The organism is Geomonas oryzae, assembly GCF_004117875.1.
Taxonomy (GTDB): Bacteria; Desulfobacterota; Desulfuromonadia; order Geobacterales; family Geobacteraceae; genus Geomonas; species Geomonas oryzae.
On record NZ_RAHW01000002.1, the window covers coordinates 566,282 to 585,236 of the forward strand.

Sequence of the window (18,955 nt, forward strand, 5' to 3'; positions counted from 1 at the left end):
TTACCCCTTGCGTGGCTGCCACAGGACCTGCTTCTTCCCCATCAGGAACTTGAGAAAGGCGTGTCCCGCCGCTAGGTTCACCAGGCAAAAGTACCTGCTGAAGATCAATAACCGGCTCACAAGCCCCCCTTCTCCGGCGAAGCGGGCCGCCGTGGCGGCCAGATAGAAGAGGTTCTGCGCCAGAAAGAGCGCGAGGTACCACCCACCCGCGCCGCTCTTGATCGCGCTGGAAAGGTAGGCGAGCACGAGGAAGAGGAACACGAGGTAGCGCAGCACCTTGTGGGAGAAAAGCTGCCAGGCGAAAAGCGGGAACCGCAATGGGTTCAAGAGCCTGCGCATCGCGAACATGGCCCAAAGTGCCCGAAGCGAGACGCGCACCCGCATGCGGTACTCGTCGGCATCCTCCACAAGGGCCTGCTCGAACAAAAGGGCCTGCTGCTCGTACACCACCCGGTACCCCTGGTCCACCACCATGAGCGGGAGGACGAAGTCGGGCAACTGGTCCGGGGCCATGGGGCGGTACAGCGAGCGCCGCACCGCGTCGATGCCGCCGTCCACGCCGACCACCGACCCTATACCGGTCTCCAGAAGGCGCAGCCGGTTCTCGTAGCGCATGTACGCCCCGCACCCTTCGCCTGCGGGTTTGCCGTCCTTTCCCAGGTAGACCATCCGCCCGGTGACATACCCCACCTGCGGGTCGGCGAAGTTCGCCACCAGGGCGCGCAGCGCATCTGGCGCGTAGAGCGAGTTTGCATCGGAGAAGACAACGATCTCCCCCGTCACCGAGGCGAGAGCCAGGTTGAGGGCGCTGGTCTTGCCGGCCCTCGGCTCCTGCCTGATGAGCCGCACGCCGCGTGCGGCGAAACCTTCCACGACGGCGTCGGTACCGTCGCTGGAGCCGTCCGAGACGACGACAATCTCCAGTTTCCCGCCCGGGTAGTCGAGCGCCAGCTTGTTCTCGATGGTGGCGGCGATGACCGGTGCCTCGTTGTAGGCCGCGATGACTACGGAGACGGCCGGCTCCGACTCCCCTTTCCTAACTTCGCGTCGTAAAAGTCCCGCAAGACACGCAACGGCTGCGGGGTAGCCGAGGTAGGCATAAAGGACCAGCAACAGGGACAGGAAAAGGATGGCGTCCATCAGGTCTTTCTCTTTGTTTCCATCTGCTTCACGTAACGCACCAGTTCCGGGTAGAAGTCGTCTATGAAGGTGAAGATGCGCTGCCTGATCGCCTCCGGGGTTTCCGCTCCGACCGGGGCGCTAAGCCTCACGAAGGCGTTCTCCTCGCTGCGCCCCGAGATCCTGTCCATAAGCATGGCGAGCTTTTGGGCGTGGGTGCTCGGCGTGGTCTTGTCGTTCACCTGGAACCAGTAGACGATCACCTGCTTCTCCCCCTGCAGCTCGGCAACCATGGAGGAGTAGGAGACGGAGAATTCCGGGTGCTTTTGCAGCCGGTAGTCGCCGCTTTGACGGCTTCCGACGCTCCACCCCTGTCCCTGGAAGCAGACCAAGGGATCGTGGGCCGCGCCGACCTTCTTCGCGCTGTGATAGTAGCCTATGTACAGGTTCACTTCCCCCTTGTCCCTGCGGTAGGCCTGGTAGACGAAGTCGTCGAGCTTCAACGCCTTGACCACGTCCTCGCTGATGGGGAGGTTCTGGACGCAGCGCCAGGCGCCGACGTTCTGGAAGGCGGCGCTAAGAGGTGGCCGCGTGACACCGCTTTGTGCGGGCTTCGTGCCCCAGTTCGCCCCCAGCGCGGCCAGGGCGAGCGTGATGCTCAGGACGGCGATGCGTACCGGTCTTATCGCTCGCATAAGGAAAGCCCCTTACCGCAAAGTACGAAGAGTCCGAGGGCGGCCACGAAGACGGCGATGCCGAGCGTCGTGTGCGCTCCCCCGACCGACAGGTCGACGCCGGCGTAGTGGAACACGGTCACCAGGACGAAGACGCGCAGGATGTTGACGAGGATCGCGATGGGGACCGCGAGGGCGAAGAGGGTCACCCTTAAAAACGTCGAGCGCAGCGTCATGTAGGAAACCACCGCCCCCAGGGTGAGCAGCGCCATGATGGAGCGCAACCCGCTGCAGGCCTGCACCACCTCGAAGGCCCCGGTCGGGAGATGGATCACGTTTCCCTCGTGGTAGATGGGGACCCCGAAAAGCGAGGCGAGGGTGACGCTCGCCTTGGTTACGATAAGCTGCAGCGGCAGGGTGAGGGCCGCGATCAGTTGCGACGGCGCGGGGATCATGAAAAAGAGGAGGAGTAGCGGGAACAGGCAGAGCCTGAAGACCCGGTAGCCGAAGAGGTAAATGACTCCGCCCCAGATGAAGAGGACCATGGAGAGCGAGGCGGCAGTCTCCATCTCTGCCCTGCGTGCGACCACGTAGCAAAAAAGCGCGCCGATGGAGAGGCAGATCCCCCACGCCCCCCCGGTCCAGTCCACGGCGGCGAACTCGTCGCGTTTTTGCCAGACGAAGTAGAGAGCGATCGGCACGACGGCGAAACCGTGCGAGTAGTCGTCGGACCCGGCCCAGGCGTGCACGAGGCCCGAGACCACCGGGTAGTAGGCCAGGAGGAAGCACGAGGCGAGGATCCCCCAGGAGACGAGGTATGTCACTTCCGTTTTTTTCACCGCGATCGCACCCCTTGCCATGTCTCTCCCCCGGTCTCACCCCGCCACCGTTCGAGCGCGTCCCTTAGGGGGGTGAAGCTGAAGTCTTCCAGCAGCCTCGCGAAGCGCCCCTCGGTCTTGTGAAGGTTCAGGTAATGCCTAAACCGGCTCTTCGCCCCCGCCCCCTCCATCCTCGGCTGCCCTGGATCGAGCTCCCAGGGGTGGAGGTAGAAGATGAACGGGCGCCCCTCTTCACCGTTGATCCGCCCGAGCCCCCACCTGGTGAAGCGGTATGGGAAGAGGCGGAAATATCCCCCTCCCGCGATCGGGAGGCGCCCCCCGAAAAGCCGCAGCGTGGTGATGGGAAACTCCACGAGGGAGTCGCCGTCGTAATAGCCTCCCGGATCGGAGCCCGGCTCCCACCCTTTCCCACCCCGCCGCAGCAGAAACGGGAAGCGGGGCCAGTCCGGTATGCCGTACAGGTCGTGCCGGATCGGGAAGACGCTGGAGTCGTACCGGTAACCGGCGTCGACCAGCTCGTCGAAGGCCCAGAGGGTGGTCGGCGCGATAGAGTAACTGGGCGCGCGGTAACCGAGCACCGCCTCTCCGGTCAGCTCCTCGAGAAGCGCCTTGCTCACCCTCACGTCCTCGCGAAAGGCATGGCGCGAGAGCTGGGTCACCCTCTGGTGGCCGTAGCCGTGACAGGCGACCTCGTGGCCGCGCCGGTGGATCTCGCGGACGAGCTCCGGGCAGCGCCTCGCCACCCAGCCCAGGACGAAGAAGGTCCCCTTCACGCCACGCGCCTCCATGAGGTCCAGGATGCGTCCGGTGTTTTGCTCCACCCTGAGGGGATAGCAATCCCAGCGCTCCCGGTCCACGCAGCGCTCGAAGGCGGAGACTTGGAAGTAGTCCTCCACGTCGACGGTGAGGACGTTCATAACGGTCACAGCGACAGCCTCATCTCCACTATGGCGCGGTTCACCTCGACCGCGCCGCCGGCGCTATCCAGATGGTGCCGGTAACTTATGTGCGTGTAGTTCGCCCCGAGAACCAGGTGTTCGCTCAGCATGTAGTCCATCCCGAAACTGCCCGTCAGGTGGTACGGGTAGGTCACGGTGCCGCCGTTCGAGAGACGGTCGCCGGCAAGCCCGAGCATTAGGGTAAGGTCGGGACGCAGCAGGTAGCGCGCCGAGGCCTCGATGAGGGTCTTGTGCTCCACGTCGCGGATCAGCTGCTGCTTCTCGAACTTCTCGTACGAGCCCCCGAGGCTTGCGAAGCCGCGCGAGAAGACGCGGCTCAAGGTGGCGTAATGCCTCACGTTCCTGGTCGAGAGGGTCTGCGGGTCCTCGGTGTACTGCACCTTGGTGCCAGCTGTGGCGGTCAGGATCCCGAAGTCCCGCGACGCCCCCACGTCCCAGAAGGGGTCGCTCGTGTTCGCGCCGCTGTCGAAGCTCTGCCAGTCGTACCCGAACTTGCCGTAGATGAAGGTGGCGGTTGACCAGTCGTAGCGCAGCCCCAGGTACCCCTCGTGCCGGTCGAGCGCGCTTGCCTCGGAGCTTAGGTGCGCGAAGTTGTACGCGGCGGAGAGGGTGAACCCGGCGGTGAGTTCCCTGCTGTACTCGGCATAGCCGTCGTGCTCGATCTTGTCCAGGCCGTCGCCGCTCCAGTAGCGGGTGTCCCGGTAGCGGTAGCCGGTCTTAAGCGTCGCGGCGCCGGGAAGCCGCCAGTTCAGGTAGGGGGATATGACGGCGTTGTTCTGAAGGAGTTGGTCCACCACGAGGCTCTCGTTCACCACGTCGCGCGCTACGTCTGTCGATACGCGGCTGTAGGAATCGGAGAGGTCTAGATGGAGAAAGTCGTCGAAGAACCGGAAGCTCCCCTTCATTCCGGCGCGGTGGTCGAACTGGTCGCGCCTGGTGCCGTTGGCGAAGTAGCGGTAGTCCAGACCGTAGGTCACGTCGGTGCTGAAGCCCCCCCCCTCGGCACTGAAGGCCACGCCGGGCTGCACACGGGTCACGAAGTCGGTCTTTTGCCGGGAAGCGGTCTGCAGCAGGTTGTCATTGTACTCCTCGCCCAGGGTAAGCGACGGGACCAGGCGGAACTCCGCTGCGAGAGCGGGCGAAAAGGCGGTCAGCAAGACGGCCGAGAAAACGGCGGCGGTGCGCATGGTCCGAACGGGCACGCTCATTTTTTCACCCCCATGTTGCTCACTCCGTCCATTAAGCGGCGCGCGAAGCTCGCGGCGGCCGGACGTCCGGCGGAAGAGAGGACGAGGCTCTCGATGGCGTAGGCTATGGTCTCCACCTGCTCGGAAAGCGCGTCAACCTTTTTTTCGTCCCCATCCAAGCGCCTGGAGAACTCCCCCCGCATCAACTGCATGGTCTCCTCGACGCTCTGCAGGGCCTGGGGAAAGCGCGAGGCGAGGTCGTCCTCGATCTGCTCCAGGCGCCTTTCGATACGTCCCAGCGCCTCCCCACCGTCACCCGCCACGGGAGCTTCCCGCTCTGGGGCGGCAGCGCCGGCCTCGCGCTCACCTCCCCAGTAGGTCCGTTCGAAGTCGAGGTCGTCCGCCACCTCGCGCGTCATCGCGGCGGTCACGGTGCGCGTCTCGTCGGCGTAGGCGGCAAGAAGCAGGAAGTCGCAGATGATGTTGACGAGCCTCGGGATGCCGCGGCTGAACCGGTAGACAAGGTAGAGCGCCTCCTCGGTGAAGAGAACGGCCTCCCGGTTCCCAGCCACCTCCATCCTGTGCAGGATGTAGGCGGCGGCCTCCTCCCGGGCGAGCGCGGTCAGGTGGCAGCTCACGCTGATCCTCTGACGCAGCTGCATGAGGCCCGGACCCGCCATGGTGTCGCGCAGCTCCGGCTGCCCCACGAGGATGATCTGCAACAGCTTGTTGTGGGAGCTCTCGAGATTCGAGAGCATGCGCACCTCCTCGAGGAGCTCAGCGTCCAGGTTCTGCGCCTCGTCGACGATGAGAATCGGTGCGTTCCCCTTCGCGTACTGCTCCAAAAGGAAGTCGTTCAGGTCGCGGATCAGCCCTACCTTGTCCTTGCCGGCGGCTTCAAGGCCGAAGTCGTCGTTGATCATGGCCAAGAGCTGCTCGATGGAGACCCGGGTGTTGAACACCTTGGCGAGGACCACGCGCTCGTACTTCTTGCCGACCAGGTCCCTGATGAGGGTCGTCTTGCCACTACCCACGTCGCCGGTCAAAAGGAGGAAACCCGCCCGCTCCCTGATGCCGTAATCGAGGTAGGTGATCGCCTTCTTGTGCGACCGGGAAAGGAAGATGAAGTCCGGGTCGGGAACGAGCTCGAACGGCTTTCTGGTGAAATTGAAGAATGCCTCGTACATAACCGCTCCCGGACCTACTGTCCCTGCCCCTGGTAGTGCTTGTAGTAGGCGTAGCGCTCGTCATGCCCCGTGTCGCAGGCTGCGTTGTACACGACGCCCAGAAGCCCCGGCCCCTTGACCGCCTCGTACGCCTCCAGCACCTCGTCCTCGCTCGCCAGCCGCTCCATGACGACCAAAAGCACGCCGTCGACGATGTTCGCGAGGGCCCGGCTTTCGGCAAAGGGGAGCAGCGGAGGGGTGTCGAAGATGATGTAACGGTCCGGGTAGCGGTTTTTCAGCTCATCGACCAGGGCGCGCATCTTCTGAGACGAGAAGAGTTCCACCGGGTTGTCCACGTGGCTTCCCGAGCGGATCAGGGAGAGCTTCCCCAGACCAGTCTGCACGATGGTGTCCGGAATGGCGGCCTTGCCCGAGAGGATGTCGGCGAGCCCCGGTCCCTGCTCGATCTCCAGGTACCTGTGCAGCGATGGGCGGCGCAGGTCGGCATCGACCAGAAGCACCGTGTGGTCGAGCCCCTGCGCAAGGCTCGCGGCGAGGTTGAGCGCGGTGAGGCTCTTCCCTTCGCCCGGAACCGAGCTCGTCACCATGACCGCGTTTTTGAACCTTTCCCCGTCGGTGAGCTTCACGAGGACCGACTTCAGCTTTTTGTACTCCTCGGCCGCCGGTGAATGCGGATCGAGGATGTTGACCAGGAAGGGGTGCCTTGGCGTCAGCACCCGCTCCGGCGGGACGACCGGCGGCGCGCCGGTTGCGGGGCGCGCTTCATGCCCGGGCGGCGCCGTAGTGACCTCCTGGGGGGTGCCGGCCTCGACCGCCTCGCGGGGAGCCCCCTCCTCTCTAAGGCGCGCTGCCTTCTCCATCGCCATCTCTATTCTGCTCATAAAAACCTCGCTGCCGCTCTCCCGCACTCGTGCCGGGACGCGGCCGGTTCATCGTCGTTAGTGCAACATCCCGGAGATCCCATGGGTGATCGGGGCCAGGTGGTCCAAGAGCCTGTCCATGTAAGGCAGCTCCAAAAACTCCATGGCCGGGAAGACCATGAGGAGCAGGAAGTAGAGCGCGGCCACCGCGAAGATGCGGTGCGTCCTTCTGCGCAGTCTTAGCGCCTGCTGGGCGTCGAGCATCCTCGGCACGACGGCCAGGACCGGCGCTCCGAGGGTCTTCACAAAGGAGAGCTCCTTCACCGAGCCGTCCAACTGGTCGCGCAGCACGAGGAGGCCCAGACTGCCGGCGAGCCCGGCCAGGATACCCGCAAGCATGATCATGATGCGGTTGGGGCTCGAGGGTTTGAGCGGCAGGACCGCCGGATCGACGATACGGAAGGTGGTCGATTTGTCCTGCACCTCCATCTGTTTGGAGACCTCGGACTGCCCGTGACGCGAGTAGAGTTCATCGTAGAGCTTTTTCTGGTTCTCACGCTCCACCTCGAGCTTCGCGAGTCCCGCCTTCGCTCCGGGGATGCTCTGCAGGATCTCACGGTTCTTCTGGATGTGGCGGTTCAGCCCCTCCTCGACCACCTTGAGGGCCGACACCTCAGCGTCGATCTTCGCCAGCTCCTGCGGGTCGAGCGGCTGCGGCTCTCCACCCTTGCGGGCTTTCAGCTGCTCCTTCACCGTCTCGATGTCCCCCTTCACGGTGATCACCTCGGGATAGCTGTCGGTGTACTGCACCCTCAGGTCGTCGAGCCGCTTCTGCAGGGCGATCAGCTTCACCTGGAGGGGGTCGCCGCTCTTTCTGGTCACCTGGCGCATCCCCTCGAGCTGGCGCCTTCTCAACTGCAGGTCGTAGAGCTTTTGCTGGGCTGTGTTGATCTCCTCAAAGAGTTTCCCCTCGTCTATGGAGATGACCCCTCCCTTTTCGCGCTTGTAGGCGTTCACCTCGCTCTCGGCCTTCTCAAGCTTCGTGTTGAAGGTCTGGATCTGCTCGGCGAGGAATTTCGTGGCGTCGTAGGACTCTCCGCGCTTGGAGGATGTGTTCTGCTCGATGTAGAGCCTCACGAGCGTGTTGACGAAGTCGCGCGAGATCCTGGGATCGCTGTGGGTAAAGGAGATAATGAAGAGGTTGTTCTTCTCCTTCACCTTCACGGTGATGTTCTTCTGCAGGTCCTTGATGAGTTCCTCGTTCCCTTCCTTGCCAAGGTTCATGTCCAGGCTCTCCATCGCCTTGGTCAGAAGGGACCGGCTGGTGATGGCGTAGGTGAGGACGTTGATGGTGTCATCCATGGAAGGGGTCACCGTGATCCCCTTCACCAGTTCGCTGATCACGTTCTTCTCGATGAACACGGTGCTCGATGACTCGTACTTCCTGGGCAGCAGGTAGCTCACCAGAAAGACGAGGGTCATGATCAGCAGGGCCCACAGGACGTAGCGTTCCTTGTGCCTCGCTACGAGCTGCACGTATTTCCTGTACTCGGATTCCTGCACGGCTACCCCCTATGCCTAGAAAAAGGCTTCTTTGACGAGGACGTAGTCCCCGGCCTTCAGATCGATGTTCTGGGAGAGGTCCCCATCCTTGAAAAGCTTCTTCGCCTTGACCTCCAGGGAGCGGGACTTCTCCCCCTCCTTCCTGCGCACCACCACGTCGTTTTGGTCCGCGAAGCGGGTGAAGCCGCCTGCCTCAAGGATCGCCTCCATCACCTTCATCCCCTCCCGGTACTCGATAGCCTTCGGGAGGTTCACCGCACCCAGCACGTACACGCTGCGGTCGGTCAAAAGCGGTACGAACAGGGAGTCGTCAGACTCGAGCTGGAGGTCCTGGCTCGTGTCACCCTGGACGAACAGGCGGTGCAGGTCGACCTTGAGCTTCTCCCCCTTCCTCAGGAGATAGGCGTTGCGCAGGTCGGCCGTCTTCACCTCAGGGAGCGTGCACAGAAGCTGCAAAAGCGTGGTGCGCCTCGAGAGGTCGTAGACGCCGGCCTTCACGCCGGAGCCGAAGATGTACACCTTCGAGTTGGTGATCTCGCGCACCGTGACGGTGACGATCGGGTTCTTAACCAGCTCCTTCAGCCGCCCCCCAAGGTAGCCCTGGAGCTGGCTAGGGGTGCTGCCGCTCGCGGCCACCTCGCCAAGCCCGGGGACGGTGATCTTGCCGTCGGGGCGGACCCTGACCTGGAAGTTCAGGTCCTTCACCCCCCACACCGCGATGTCGAGAAGGTCCCCCTCGCCGATCTGGTAGTCGCCCCCCCAAAGGGCGGCGGGAAGGGAAAAAAGTGCAGCCGTTATCAGTACCAGCAGTCTGAGTCTCATGATGCCTCCTTTTAACTCATCTCCCGCGTCCGAAAAGCACCACCTTGACCGTCTCGAAGATGATCCTGGTGTCGAGGAACACGGAAAGGTTCTTGATGTAGTAGAGGTCGTAACGCAGCTTCTCGATGGCGTCCTGCACCGTGGAGCCGTACGGGTAGCGGACCTGCGCCCACCCGGTCACGCCGGGCTTGATGGTGTGGCGCTTGGAATAGTAGTAGATCTCCTGCCTCAGCTTCTCCACGAACTCCGGACGCTCCGGTCTTGGGCCTATGAAGCTCATCTCGCCGCGCAGCACGTTGAGGAGCTGCGGGATCTCGTCGATGCGCGAGTTGCGCAGGAAGGCCCCGACGCGCGTGATGCGCGCGTCGTTTTTCTGCGCCCAGACCGCACCGTCGCGCTCGGCGTCCTGCCGCATGGAGCGGAACTTGTACAGGGTAAAGGTCTTCTCCCCGAGCCCCACCCGCTTCTGCCTGAAAAAAAGCGGTCCCGGGGAGTCGAGCTTCACGGCGAGGGCTATGAACGGGAACAGGGGGGCGCTCAACACGAGACCGGTCAGCGACAGGAGGATGTCGACGCAGCGCTTGTACACGTTGATGAGGGCGGTGCGGTGGAAGCCGCTGGAGAAGATGATCCAGGATGGGGTCATCTCCTCCAGCAAGAGCTTTCCCTGGACCATCTCGTAGAAGCTCGGCGCGTCCAGGACCTCGATGCCGTTTAGCTTGCAGCGCATCATCTCCTGCAGGGGGAGCACCCCGCGCCGCTCGGCGAGCGCCACCACGATCACCGAGGCCTTGTGTTCGTGTGCGGCCTGCAATAGATCGTCCTGCGCCGGGACGATGAGCGACCGGAAGAGCTCCGGTTCGTGCACCGTCTGTTCCGGGCGATGCCCGGCGTCGCACTCGAGGTAACCAGCAAGGGTGAACGAGCCGCTCTGCGAGGTCAAAAGCCCCCCCAACTGGCAGGCTAGGTCGCCGGTGCCGAGGATCAGGACACGCTGCGAAAAGGGGACCCTGCGGGCGTTGATGTTGGTGAGGGCGTACCAGGAAGACTGGAACAAAACGAAGAAGCCAAGGGCGAAAAAGAGCACGCCGCGTCCTATCATCAGCTCCGGCCAGAGGTAGTAGACCACTGAGAGGAAGAAGAAGGCGGCGCAGCCCCCCTGGGTGCAGGCGGCGAGGATGTCGCGCTTGCGACTCTCTCGGGGGAGCGAGTAGACCTCCATGAGATACGAGGAAAACAGGGTGACCCCCACGAACAGGGCGCCCCCCGTCACCCCTTGCTCCGGGCGCCACTCTTCGTTGAGGACGAAGCCGCCGAACCGGACGCCGGCAGCGAGCAAAAGCGCCGCGAGGGCAAGCACCGCATCGGTGAAGATATAAAAGGCTGCACGCAGATCCATATACTTCCGTATTTCCTTCCCGCCGCGGCAGTCGCGCGGCGCGCATCTATTTTCTCAACTGCGCCAAAAGCGCCTGTGCCGCCTTCCGGTCCGGGTACTCGCCCATGGCGAGCGATTCCTGGAGCGCTTTCTGAGACCGCGCGAGGTCTCCGGTCTGCCGGTAGGCCAGCGCGAGATGATAGCGCACCGTAGGGTTGGCCGGAGCAAGCGTCGCCGCACGCTCGAGCACCTTGACGGCGTCGGCGTTGCGCCCGCTGCGGATAAGGGCGTAGCCTACCGTGTCGATGATCACTGCGTTGCCCGGCTCCAGCCGGTAAGCGGCGAAGGCGTAGCGAAGCGCCTCCTCCTTGCTGCCGTACCCATCGGCGCAGAGGTACGCCAGGTTGTTGAGGGCAGGGGCGAAGCTGCCGTGCTGCTGCACTATGGCGCGGTAGCGCGCGACGGCATCCTCTTTTTTCCCCTGCGTCTCCACGAGGTTGGCAAGGGCGAACTTCGCGGCAGCAGAATCGGGCTGCAGCTTGAGCGCCTCCTGGAAAGCGGCCTGCGCCGCGGGAAAATCCTTCCTGGCGAGGTTTACATCCCCAAGCATGAGGCGCGGCTCGGCACTCTTCGGGTCCGCCTTGACGGCGCGCTGGACCTGAGCCAAGGCCCTGGGGGTGTCGCCGGTCATCTGGTAGACGTTCGCCAGCACCAGGTAGCCTCGTGTCGAGGTGGGGTACCTAGCAATGAGCCTCTGGGCCTGCTCCACCGCCTTCCCCCCCTCCTTCATGGCAAGGTACGCCTTTATCTTCAGGGAGATGCCGCGGTCGGGATCGAGGGCTTCCATCTCTTCGGCCGCCTTAAGCGCCTTTTTGTAATCGCGCTGCTCCAGGAAAAGGCGCGCCTTGGCGTCCAGGGGAGCTGCGGCGCGGGGGTCGAGTCGAATCGCGTCATCGAGCACCTCGAGCGCCTTGCCGGGTGCCCCCTTCTTCTGGTGATATGCGGCGAGGGCGAGGTACGCCTCTGGAGCGCCGGTCTGCTTCGCCTTCTGGTAGTAAGCGAGCGCGTCGTTGTCCCTGCCCGCCAGCTCGCTCAGCGTGGCAAGCCCGAAAAGGGCGCGCAGGTTTCCGGGAACCCTCTGGTGCAAGGCGGAGAGCTCTGCGATCGCCTTTACGTAATCGGCCTGGGCGGCGTAGTAGCCGGCAAGGTTTAGGTAGGCCGCGGCGAAGAGCGGGTCGACGCGCTTCGCATCGGCGAGGCTTTTGGCGGCGCCGTTTCTGTCACGGCGGGCAAGCTGCAGCCCTGCCATGGCGTTGTAAAGAGGTGCGTCCTGCTTGCCGCCCTTGAGCCCCGCGCGCAGCAGTGAAAGGGCCTTGTCCGTGTTCCCCTGACGGTGGTAGAACGTGGCGAGTAAAAGCCGGCTGCTCAGGGAATCGGGAGAGGCACTGACCGCGGAGGCGAGTTCCTCCTCCCCCCGCGAGGTCTTGCCTTCGCTGAAATAGTAGGCCCCTTTTTTCAGATGGGCCTGGACAAGCTTCGGGTCAAGCTTCGTGGCGAGGTCCAGCTCGTGCATCCCCTCTTCGAAGAGTCCCTGCTGGATGTAAGCGGTGCCGAGGATATTGTGGGCTACGGCGTCCGAAGCGTTCGCGGCGATCACTTTCTTGATCTCGGCCACCGCGTCGTCGACGCGCTTTTGCGACAAAAGGACCTGGGCGGTCAGGAGGCGCGCCTGGCGCGAGGTCGGGATGCGGTCCAGGATGATCCTGAACTGGCTGAGCGCGCTCTCGAGATCGCCATTGCCGTAGTAGCTGAGCCCGAGAAACTGGTAGCCGTCCAGACTGGGCGCCAGCTTGATCGACTGTTGCAGCGCCGTGATGGCGTCGACGTAATTCCTGCGGTGGTAGCTGACCACCCCTTTCAAGCGGTACCCCTCGCCCCGCTTGGGGCTTTGCTTGATCATCTGGTCTGCCGTTTTCTCGGCGCGGTCCAGCTGTTTTTGCTCCACGTCGATCATGCCGAGTTTGTACTGGGCGTCCAGGCGCCCCGGGTCGAGTTCCAAGACCCTTTGATAAAGAGCGGCTGCCTTATCGGCGTGACCGGTGTCCTTTTCCACCGAGGCGAGCATGAAAAGGGCCTTGAAGTTCTTCGGCTCGTCCGTGATCACCCGGTTCAGCTGCTCTCTCGCCCGGTCCGTCTGCCCCATCACCACCTGCACGGAGGCGAGCTGGACGCGGCTCGTGCTGCGGTGCGGGTCCGCGGCGAGGGCACGCTCCAGATGATCGACCGCCTCCCGGTATTTTCCCTGTGCGGCAAATGCACCACCCACCGCCTCGAGCCCTTCTGCGCTCCCGGGGTGCCGGGCCAGGTACTTCTGTCCCATGGCATAAGCCTCGTCCCCCTTACTCATGGTGATGTACAGGCGTGCCAGTTCGATAAGGACTTCGTCGTGCTCGGGGCTCTGGGTGAGTACCTTGAGGTACTCCTTTTCCGCCTGTTCGTTCTTGCCAAGCGCCGCATAAGCCTTGGCGAGTTGCAGGCGCGCGTCGTAATAGTTTGCGTCCTTTTCCAGTGCGTTTTTGAAATAGACCACGGCACCGGCCGGGTTGGAGGCCTTCAGCTGCTTGACTCCCTCCTCATAGAGATTTTCCTTTGTCTTGCTGCCGCAGCCCGAAACACTCAGAGCAACCAACAGTAACAGCCAAGCTATCTTCATGGACGACCTCCGCCTCGGGTACATTCTGATGTAAATTTTTTAATTTTTTTCTTCTAACAGAACGGTTTTCTTTTTACAAGCTTTATTCTGGAACTAAGACGAGGATCGCAGTATTTCCGGGTACCCTTGGCACCCTTTTCCCCGATCCTTACGTTGCCAACCACTGCCTCTTCACCGTTTTCATGACCACGCGGTACAACGTGCGAGGCGCCGGAGGAGGCCTCATTGCCGCCCGTGGCTTGGAGCACGCGCCCCTTCTGTCGGACATTCTTACACATTGCATGGCTACTGCAAGTCGGGACCCTCTTTTTGTCCCCTATCCCCCCGTTTTCATGCATGTGGCACCCGTTTTGCTTCTGCTCGATTGTTGTTAAATAATTTTAATTGATTTTCGAAAAGGAGGTTGCAATGCGAAGATTGGTGGCCCTCGCGGCCGGAACCGCGCTGCTATTGGCAGCAGGCAGCGCAATGGCAGGCAGCATAACCCTGAGCACCTCGGAGTTGCTGCTCGCGCACGTGGTAACCAGCAACACCGACGCGTCGAACTGGGGGGATCTCCGCCGCGCCCTCACCACGGACGGCGTGCTCTTCACGCAGAACATGTCAAGGCCCCTCAACAGCACCCCCGACTACGTCTACAGCTATGTAGGGGTCAACGCCGGGGCGATCGGCAAAAGCGACCTGAGCGGCGTTGACAGCTTCCAACTGCAGTTGGCGAACACCAACAACAGCCCCTGGGACCTTGCTCTTTTCGTGCAGGCCGACGACGTCGCCTATTGCAGCGACTACCGCACCGTCCCGAACCAGCAGTCTCCAGTAAGCTTCGAAGGGTTCACCTTCGACCTTTCCTCGCTCGGCACCGGCATCTCAAGCATCGATTACCTCGGGTTCGCCGTACGCAGCACCCTGGACGGAGACCCGAGCAACCCGGACGCCTACCACGTGGTGGCAGCCCCGACACCTGAACCGGGGACTCTCCTTTTGCTGGGGGCCGGGGCCCTCGGGCTCGCGATCTTATTCAAACGCCGTGAAAACTCTTGAAACAGCGGACAACGGTCGGGGGAACGAGAGATGACCGCCGGTCCGGCACCAATGTAAAGGATGCCGACAGGAAGGAAACGGTCACCGGCTCTCCCCCCCTCCCCGCCTGGCCCTTTACGAATTTCCCAATGATACCGGGCAACGTCGCTGATGTCCCGTGCGCCTGGCCGCGCCCGACAAGACGCCTTTGGTGTCGCCATTTTTTACACACCGCCGCAACGCACGGGCACTGCATCCGCCTCAATCGTGTAATCCCGGTGAGTTGCAAGGTTGGCCCCCGTATTGCTTATCGATAACCAGAGCAATGTGGATGCAGACTTAAACGATGTTGGGACGATAAGGGATCAACAAAGGAGGTAAGTCATGAAAGCATTGAGAACGAAATTGACACATCTGACCATGCTCGGGGCCGCGCTTGTTCTGCTTTCCGGGGTAACGACGGCATACGCCGCCATGGTTGATCTGACCACAAAAGGGTCGTCAGGCACCGCTGAAGGCGCTTGGTTTTACCAGATCGACCCGAGGCCCACCGGCACCGGCTACATCGATCCGTTCCTCAGACTTGGCACCGGCAAGGACAACTACGAGCAGGGGTACAACACCAGCGTGAAACCGTTTCAGTACGATCAGAAAGACCCGACCGGGACCTTCGGTTACACCCGTGACCTGTACCTGAGCGAGGTTCCGCAGGTAGACCTCGGCGGTACGCTCTACCGTGAGTTCCTCTTGGACATCAACCAGATCAAGACCGAAGACGGGAGGATGCTCTCCCTTGACGTGCTGCAGATCTATCTGCGTGACGGCGCCTTCACCGCTGCGGACATCACCGGCCAGGGCAACAACCTGGTGTTCCCTAGCCTCGGCACCATGATCTGGAACCTCGACAACCCGGGCCAAAACATCGACAACTACGTGAAGATGAACTACTCGCTCAACACCGGCAGCGGTTCCGGCGACGTAAGGGTGTTGATCCCCGATGCGCTCTTCACCCTGGCCGGCGTACAAAACCCGGCGGTTTACCTCTTCTCCGGCTTCGGCGCGAACTTCGGCGCCAACGACGGCTTCGAAGAATGGTGGATCGGCAAGGCCGAGAACCAGCCGGTTCCCGAACCGGGCACCATGATCCTTCTTGGCGCCGGGTTCCTTGGGCTGGCCATCTACGGCAAACGCCGCAGAAACAACGCCTGACGGCAACATGAATGAGGAGGGAAAAGGCTGGACCGGAAACGGTCCAGCCTTTTTTTGCGCCCGCGGTAAGAGAAAGAGGGCGGATCTTTACGACGGACAGGACGCAAAAAGGGGGAAGTCTAGAACTTCCCCCACATGGGTCCTGTCAACTATCCCGACACGGTCAGAGCGACCGTGTTAAACAAACCGACAGCGCACTTTCAGGCGGCTGCGCTTCCGGGGTGTCTTCTCTCCGGCCCTGGATAGGGCTTCTGGCTCTTGGGTGCACGGACCGGATCGATACCGATCGTCACCCACCCGGAAGAGCGTAGAAATCTGGCAACCACTCCGGCTTCAATGAGACTGTCGAGCATGTAATCCTTCACGTAGTCGTACCTCTTGTTTGTCCAATGCACTTGAACCAGCATGACCGCCCCCCTCGAGTCACATCTTCCGTGACTGCAGGTATAAATGCAGGACTTCTGCCTATAACAGATTTGCAATATTCAGACCTTTGTTTGCAGAAGTTGGCCCGTCCGATGGACAGCACTCAAGAGCTGTGGTAAATACCAGCCACTATGATGGATATCGCCGCCAAAGCTTTGCGTGTGGAGCGCGCCGTTCTAAGCCGCGTCCTGCCGTTCGCCCTTTTCATGGCTTTCATAGCAGTCGAGGAGGGGCTGCGCCTGGCGGTGCAGCAACAGTGGCTTGCCACCCTGCCCGACCAGTACTTCTACCTTTTGTATCCGGTTAAGGCCTTCAGCGTGGCCTTTCTGCTTTATCTTCTGCGCTCGGACTACGGCGAACTGCACTGGCGGGAGCTTTTGCACCTCCCGGCTGCCGCTGCAGCCATCGGCGCGGGAGTGCTGACCTTCGTGCTCTGGATCAACGTGGGAGTCACCCTTCCCATGGTTGGGTCCTCACCCGGCTTCAACCCCATGCTCATTCCCGAGGCGACGGTGAGGCTTTTACTGACCGCAGCGCGGGTTGCGGGGGCCGTGCTCGTCGTTCCGGTGATGGAGGAGCTTTTCTGGCGCTCATTCCTACTGCGCTACCTGGTCCGCGCCGACTTCCAGTCCGTACCGATGGGAACCTTCACCTGGGCGTCCTTCCTGATCACGACCGTCCTGTTCGGGATGGAACACCACTTTTTCCTCGCCGGGATGCTGGCCGGCGCCATCTTCAGCTTCGTTCTTTACCGCACCCGCAGCCTCGCTCAATGCATCCTCGCCCATGCCGTCGCCAATTTTGCCCTCGCCATTTACGTCCTTAGCACCGGGAACTGGTATTTCTGGTAACCGTCCCCCACACTGACGCAGGCTGCAGCTTCTCCAAACGGGTCACGCCTGAACGGATCTAAGCGGACCACATTCATGTTCACCATGGTGCGGTTCGTGCCTGCCGCGAAGCGTCGGCATACTTTACAACTTCCCCCCTCGCGACACTGCCACTAATGTCGGGATCTTTTACACCCAGCACCAGGCGCTAGGTGCAACGTGCCGAATTACCGGCAGCTTCCCATCTTGGCACGTCAAGTGCTTTAATTAAAGCCAAAGTCTTTGCACCCATCATGTTGTACCAGGAGGCCTGTTATGAAGAAACAATTACTTGCGGCTATCGTCTTCGGACTTTTCAGCATCGCCAGCACCGGTTGGAGCTACATGCTCGTAAGCGATTCTACGAACGTGGGTGCCCAGGACACCCTGCTCCAGGCGGCAAAACTAAAAAACAGCGGTGAGGCAACGGAGCTGGCATGGGTCCAGACCTTCTTCCCTGACACGGATTTCATCCTGAAGCAGGACGGCCTCACCGGCACGGAATGGCAAAAGGTCAATTACGGCGATCTTTGGGCGCTGCCGCTGTTATCGGACGCCGACTACTTCCTCGTGAAGACCGGCAACACCGGAACCTTTACCCATTACCTCTTCAAGAACCTCGACGAGCTGTCGTGGGCTGTGATCAGCCTTGCAGACGTCAACATCACAAGCGTCGTCGGTGTTCAGAAAATCAGCCACGTCAGCGAATACGGCGGGGCACCGGTCCCCGAACCGGGAACCTTCCTGCTGCTTGGTACCGGACTGCTGGGGCTCGCCATCTACGGCAAGCGGCGCAGAAATACCTGAAAGAAAAGACTGCAATGCCGCTAACACAAACCGCTAAAACAAGAAGAGGGTGCCCCGCCGGACGCCCTCTTCGCTTATCTGCCCTCCCCCACGGTTTAATCCCCTTCAAACCACAGCGCTCAGCACCTACAGGCCTTTCTTCGATACTCCCCCGAGTCGGTAGAAGTCGGTACAGCTAGAACTGCCCAAGCACGGCGCGCGCCTGTCTTGATGACAGGCTGAGTGGGGTTTGAACTTCTTGCTGGGCCTCGGCAAGACGCAGCATGTTGGCACCCTCGCGCCGGAGGTCGCCGCACGCAGCTCGGCCCGCCACGGAAGGGGCCACTTCTGTCAATGCTGCCGGCTCGGAAGACGAAGCTGACTCGCCGCCCCGCTGCGAACGGCGCTGTTCCCTACAGGATTGCCTGCAGCCCGTTTTTTTCATGTCGGCTCCTTGAAGGATGGGATGGGCGGGACGGCGTGCGCCGCCCCGCCTTCATGGCTAGAACAGCCTGAGGATGGACTGCGCGGCCTGCGAGGAGAGGCTGAGCGAGGTGGTACCGAGCGACTGGCGCGTCTGCAACATCAGCATGTTCGCCCCCTCCTCGTTCATGTCGGCAAGGGTCAGGTTGTCGGCGCCGGTCTGCAGCGTGTTGATCATCTCGTCGGTGAAACTCTGGCGCGTGGTGATGATGTTCAGGTTCGCGGCCAACGCCTGCGTATTGACCCTCAGCGTCGAGATGGCGTTATCCATGTTGGCCGTATCGGTGGTGATGTCCGAGACGGTCTGCCAGTTGCCGCTCGCCGCTGTGAGGCTTAAACCGTCGGAACTGGCCAGGAAGCCGACCACGTCGAGGGTCGAGCTCGCATCCTCGTTGAAGTTCACCGTGAGCGTGTTGATCGAGCTCAGGAGGTTCAAGCCGCGGTACCCGGAGTCGGAGGAGATGTTGTCGATCTGGCTGCGGATGGTGTTGTACTGGGTGGCAAGCTTCGCCTGGACCGTTGTGTCACTCGTGGAGAGGGCGGACTGGGCGACACCCTTGGCGGCGTTGATGAGGCCGGTGATGGCGGTGATGCCCGCGTTGGTCGCACTCACCGTCTGCACCGCTTCGGACATCCCGTCCTTGCGGTCGGAGAGGTCGCTCGCCCTCTGGTTCGCGTTCTGGGCGGCGAAGTAGTTGGTCGGGTTGTCGAGCGCGCTGTTCACCCTTTTCCCCGAGGAGAGTCTCTGCTGGGTACGGTTCAGAAGCTGACTCGTGTTCTGCAGGTACAGAAGGTTGGTCCTCATCCCGGCGGTCAAAGAGATATCACTCACTGTCATGGCGTAGCTCCTTTTCTGGGCGA

At 62.0% G+C, this 18,955-nt stretch carries 17 protein-coding genes; 4 read left to right on the forward strand and 13 right to left on the reverse strand.

Going from position 1 to position 18,955, the window contains the following annotated elements; all coding sequences use genetic code 11:
• The 11 genes from D6Z24_RS07165 to prsT are packed head-to-tail and all read right to left on the reverse strand — an operon-like array spanning window position 1 to window position 13,301.
• Window positions 1–1,140 carry a glycosyltransferase family 2 protein gene (locus D6Z24_RS07165; RefSeq protein WP_246014592.1) on the reverse strand — a complete coding sequence of 380 codons (1,140 nt, stop codon included), beginning with the start codon at window positions 1,138–1,140 and terminating at the stop codon, window positions 1–3.
• The gene (locus D6Z24_RS07170; protein ID WP_129125881.1) at window positions 1,140–1,814 is read right to left on the reverse strand and encodes an exosortase C-terminal domain/associated protein EpsI; all 675 of its coding nucleotides are present in this window, start codon (window positions 1,812–1,814) and stop codon (window positions 1,140–1,142) included. Before D6Z24_RS07170 ends, D6Z24_RS07165 begins: the two co-directional genes overlap by 1 nt.
• On the reverse strand, window positions 1,802–2,653 hold the full coding sequence (gene xrtA / locus D6Z24_RS07175) for an exosortase A (protein ID WP_129125882.1): 852 nt from the start codon (window positions 2,651–2,653) through the stop codon (window positions 1,802–1,804). The genes D6Z24_RS07170 and xrtA overlap by 13 nt, the downstream gene beginning before the upstream one ends.
• The gene (locus D6Z24_RS07180; protein ID WP_129126099.1) at window positions 2,629–3,549 is read right to left on the reverse strand and encodes an XrtA system polysaccharide deacetylase; all 921 of its coding nucleotides are present in this window, start codon (window positions 3,547–3,549) and stop codon (window positions 2,629–2,631) included. The genes xrtA and D6Z24_RS07180 overlap by 25 nt, the downstream gene beginning before the upstream one ends.
• Window positions 3,550–3,554: 5 nt before the next feature.
• Window positions 3,555–4,799 (reverse strand): TIGR03016 family PEP-CTERM system-associated outer membrane protein, encoded by a 1,245-nt coding sequence (locus D6Z24_RS07185; RefSeq protein WP_129125883.1) that lies wholly within the window; start codon window positions 4,797–4,799, stop codon window positions 3,555–3,557.
• Window positions 4,796–5,965 carry an XrtA/PEP-CTERM system-associated ATPase gene (locus D6Z24_RS07190; protein WP_129125884.1) on the reverse strand — a complete coding sequence of 390 codons (1,170 nt, stop codon included), beginning with the start codon at window positions 5,963–5,965 and terminating at the stop codon, window positions 4,796–4,798. The genes D6Z24_RS07185 and D6Z24_RS07190 overlap by 4 nt, the downstream gene beginning before the upstream one ends.
• A gap of 14 nt (window positions 5,966–5,979) precedes the next feature.
• Window positions 5,980–6,846: an XrtA-associated tyrosine autokinase gene (locus D6Z24_RS07195; RefSeq protein ID WP_129125885.1), complete on the reverse strand. Its 867-nt coding sequence runs from the start codon at window positions 6,844–6,846 to the stop codon at window positions 5,980–5,982.
• A gap of 57 nt (window positions 6,847–6,903) precedes the next feature.
• Entirely contained in the window at window positions 6,904–8,388 is a 1,485-nt protein-coding gene (locus tag D6Z24_RS07200; RefSeq protein ID WP_129125886.1) for an XrtA system polysaccharide chain length determinant, read from the reverse strand.
• Window positions 8,389–8,403: 15 nt separating this feature from the next.
• Window positions 8,404–9,210 (reverse strand): polysaccharide biosynthesis/export family protein, encoded by an 807-nt coding sequence (locus D6Z24_RS07205; protein ID WP_129125887.1) that lies wholly within the window; start codon window positions 9,208–9,210, stop codon window positions 8,404–8,406.
• Between the two features lie 16 nt (window positions 9,211–9,226).
• Window positions 9,227–10,609, reverse strand: a complete 1,383-nt coding sequence (locus D6Z24_RS07210) for a TIGR03013 family XrtA/PEP-CTERM system glycosyltransferase (protein ID WP_129125888.1) — start codon at window positions 10,607–10,609, stop codon at window positions 9,227–9,229.
• 46 nt (window positions 10,610–10,655) lie between these two features.
• Window positions 10,656–13,301: an XrtA/PEP-CTERM system TPR-repeat protein PrsT gene (gene prsT, locus D6Z24_RS07215; protein ID WP_129125889.1), complete on the reverse strand. Its 2,646-nt coding sequence runs from the start codon at window positions 13,299–13,301 to the stop codon at window positions 10,656–10,658.
• Between the two features lie 408 nt (window positions 13,302–13,709).
• Between prsT and D6Z24_RS07220 the strand changes: the two genes are divergently transcribed.
• Together D6Z24_RS07220 and D6Z24_RS21800 are read left to right on the forward strand one after the other, a co-directional pair.
• Entirely contained in the window at window positions 13,710–14,342 is a 633-nt protein-coding gene (locus tag D6Z24_RS07220; RefSeq protein WP_246014593.1) for a PEP-CTERM sorting domain-containing protein, read from the forward strand.
• A gap of 363 nt (window positions 14,343–14,705) precedes the next feature.
• Window positions 14,706–15,530, forward strand: a complete 825-nt coding sequence (locus tag D6Z24_RS21800; RefSeq protein WP_246014594.1) for a PEP-CTERM sorting domain-containing protein — start codon at window positions 14,706–14,708, stop codon at window positions 15,528–15,530.
• Window positions 15,531–15,730: 200 nt separating this feature from the next.
• On the opposite strand, the gene D6Z24_RS07230 is transcribed toward D6Z24_RS21800, so the two are convergent.
• Window positions 15,731–15,937 carry a GSU3473 family protein gene (locus tag D6Z24_RS07230; protein WP_129125890.1) on the reverse strand — a complete coding sequence of 69 codons (207 nt, stop codon included), beginning with the start codon at window positions 15,935–15,937 and terminating at the stop codon, window positions 15,731–15,733.
• A gap of 150 nt (window positions 15,938–16,087) precedes the next feature.
• Between D6Z24_RS07230 and D6Z24_RS07235 the strand changes: the two genes are divergently transcribed.
• Together D6Z24_RS07235 and D6Z24_RS21805 are read left to right on the forward strand one after the other, a co-directional pair.
• Window positions 16,088–16,807, forward strand: a complete 720-nt coding sequence (locus D6Z24_RS07235) for a CAAX prenyl protease-related protein (RefSeq protein WP_246014595.1) — start codon at window positions 16,088–16,090, stop codon at window positions 16,805–16,807.
• 294 nt (window positions 16,808–17,101) lie between these two features.
• A complete protein-coding gene (locus D6Z24_RS21805; RefSeq protein WP_246014596.1) occupies window positions 17,102–17,632 on the forward strand; it encodes a PEP-CTERM sorting domain-containing protein in 531 nt (176 codons plus the stop codon).
• A 481-nt stretch (window positions 17,633–18,113) separates the two neighbouring features.
• On the opposite strand, the gene D6Z24_RS07245 is transcribed toward D6Z24_RS21805, so the two are convergent.
• Window positions 18,114–18,932, reverse strand: a complete 819-nt coding sequence (locus D6Z24_RS07245) for a flagellin N-terminal helical domain-containing protein (protein ID WP_129125891.1) — start codon at window positions 18,930–18,932, stop codon at window positions 18,114–18,116.
• Window positions 18,933–18,955: the final 23 nt, after the last annotated feature.

Coding starts and splice junctions, on each gene's coding strand:
- D6Z24_RS07165 (WP_246014592.1), bottom strand. CDS start 1,140: ATGGACGCCATCCTTTTCCTGTCCCTGTTGCTGGTCCTTTATGCCTAC.
- D6Z24_RS07170 (WP_129125881.1), bottom strand. CDS start 1,814: ATGCGAGCGATAAGACCGGTACGCATCGCCGTCCTGAGCATCACGCTC.
- xrtA (WP_129125882.1), bottom strand. CDS start 2,653: ATGGCAAGGGGTGCGATCGCGGTGAAAAAAACGGAAGTGACATACCTC.
- D6Z24_RS07180 (WP_129126099.1), bottom strand. CDS start 3,549: ATGAACGTCCTCACCGTCGACGTGGAGGACTACTTCCAAGTCTCCGCC.
- D6Z24_RS07185 (WP_129125883.1), bottom strand. CDS start 4,799: ATGAGCGTGCCCGTTCGGACCATGCGCACCGCCGCCGTTTTCTCGGCC.
- D6Z24_RS07190 (WP_129125884.1), bottom strand. CDS start 5,965: ATGTACGAGGCATTCTTCAATTTCACCAGAAAGCCGTTCGAGCTCGTT.
- D6Z24_RS07195 (WP_129125885.1), bottom strand. CDS start 6,846: ATGAGCAGAATAGAGATGGCGATGGAGAAGGCAGCGCGCCTTAGAGAG.
- D6Z24_RS07205 (WP_129125887.1), bottom strand. CDS start 9,210: ATGAGACTCAGACTGCTGGTACTGATAACGGCTGCACTTTTTTCCCTT.
- D6Z24_RS07210 (WP_129125888.1), bottom strand. CDS start 10,609: ATGGATCTGCGTGCAGCCTTTTATATCTTCACCGATGCGGTGCTTGCC.
- prsT (WP_129125889.1), bottom strand. CDS start 13,301: ATGAAGATAGCTTGGCTGTTACTGTTGGTTGCTCTGAGTGTTTCGGGC.
- D6Z24_RS07220 (WP_246014593.1), top strand. CDS start 13,710: ATGCGAAGATTGGTGGCCCTCGCGGCCGGAACCGCGCTGCTATTGGCA.
- D6Z24_RS21800 (WP_246014594.1), top strand. CDS start 14,706: ATGAAAGCATTGAGAACGAAATTGACACATCTGACCATGCTCGGGGCC.
- D6Z24_RS07230 (WP_129125890.1), bottom strand. CDS start 15,937: ATGCTGGTTCAAGTGCATTGGACAAACAAGAGGTACGACTACGTGAAG.
- D6Z24_RS07235 (WP_246014595.1), top strand. CDS start 16,088: ATGATGGATATCGCCGCCAAAGCTTTGCGTGTGGAGCGCGCCGTTCTA.
- D6Z24_RS21805 (WP_246014596.1), top strand. CDS start 17,102: ATGAAGAAACAATTACTTGCGGCTATCGTCTTCGGACTTTTCAGCATC.
- D6Z24_RS07245 (WP_129125891.1), bottom strand. CDS start 18,932: ATGACAGTGAGTGATATCTCTTTGACCGCCGGGATGAGGACCAACCTT.